We start from the raw sequence: 1,462 nt of genomic DNA on the forward strand, positions 1-1,462 counted from the left end.
GCACCAACGACGCTGCCGTCATCACCCCCAGCAAGCCGGGCGACGACAAGGGCACCGTCCAGGAAGACACCACCCTGACCGCCAACGGCAAGCTGGACATCGTCGACAAGGACGCCGGCGAAGCCACGTTCAAGCCGCAGACCGACTTCCATGGCCAGTACGGCACGTTCTCGATCGATGCCAACGGCAATTGGAGCTTCAAGCTCGACAACGACGCCAAGGCCATCCAGCAGCTGGGCGCCAAGGAAAGCCTGACCGAGACTTTCACGGTCACCAGCGCCGACGGCACCACGGGCCAGGTCGTCATCACCATCAACGGCACCAACGACGCGCCGACCATCACGGGCGCGGCCACCGGCGACGTCACCGAAGACGGCGCCAAGGCAGTGTCGGGCCAGTTGACCCAGCACGACGTCGACGTCAACGACAAGCACACCTGGTCGCTGGACAACGACGGCAAGGGCCAGTACGGTTCGTTCACGCTCGACCAGAACGGCAAGTGGACCTACACGCTGGACAACGACAGCGCCAAGGTGCAGGCCCTGGCCGAAGGCCAGAAGGCCACCGAAACCATCACCGTGACCGTCGACGACGGCAACGGCGGCAAGGCCACCCAGGTCATTACCGTGACGGTCACCGGCACCAACGACGCCCCGACCATCACCGGCACGGCCACTGGCCAGATCCAGGAAGGCAGCAACCAGGACGTGAGCGGTCAGCTGACCAAGCACGACGTCGACACCAACGACACGCACACCTGGTCGCTGAACAATGACGGCAAGGGCCAGTATGGTTCGTTCACGCTTGACCAGAACGGCAAGTGGACCTACAAGCTCGACAACGCCAATCCGGACGTCAAGGCGCTCAAGGATGGCGAACACCTGACCGACACCATCACCGTGACCGTCGACGACGGCCATGGCGGCAAGGCCACCCAGGTCATCACCATCACCGTCGACGGCACCAGCGACGGCGCCGTGATCACCCCGAGCAAGCCGGGCGACGACAAGGGCACCGTCCAGGAAGACACCACCCTGACCGCCAGCGGCAAGCTCGACGTCGTCGATCCGGATGCCGGCGAGGCCGTATTCCGTCCGCAGACCGACTTCCAGGGCCAGTACGGCAAGTTCTCGATCGACGCCAACGGCAATTGGAGCTTCAAGCTCGACAACGACGCCAAGGCCATCCAGCAACTGGGCGCCAAGGACCATCTGACCGAGACCTTCACCGTCGTGACCGCCGACGGCACCACCGGCCAGGTCACCATTACCATCAACGGCACCAACGACGCCCCGACCATCTCGGGCGTGGCCACGGGCGCGGTCAAGGAAGACGCGGCCGACACCACCGTGTCCGGCCAGTTGGCCAAGCAGGACGTCGATGCCACCGACAAACACACCTGGTCCGTCAACAATGAAGGCAAGGGCCAGTACGGCACCTTCACCGTCGACCAGAACGGCAA

General features: G+C 64.4%; 1 protein-coding gene. It reads left to right on the top strand.

What is annotated here, in order from left to right; genetic code table 11:
* Window positions 1-1,462, top strand: a 1,462-nt coding sequence (locus tag DK459_RS07515) for a VCBS domain-containing protein (protein WP_110134621.1), incomplete at both ends; no start/stop codon positions are given.

This window comes from Achromobacter sp. RW408, from assembly GCF_003184165.1.
Taxonomy (GTDB): Bacteria; Pseudomonadota; Gammaproteobacteria; order Burkholderiales; family Burkholderiaceae_B; genus Achromobacter; species Achromobacter xylosoxidans.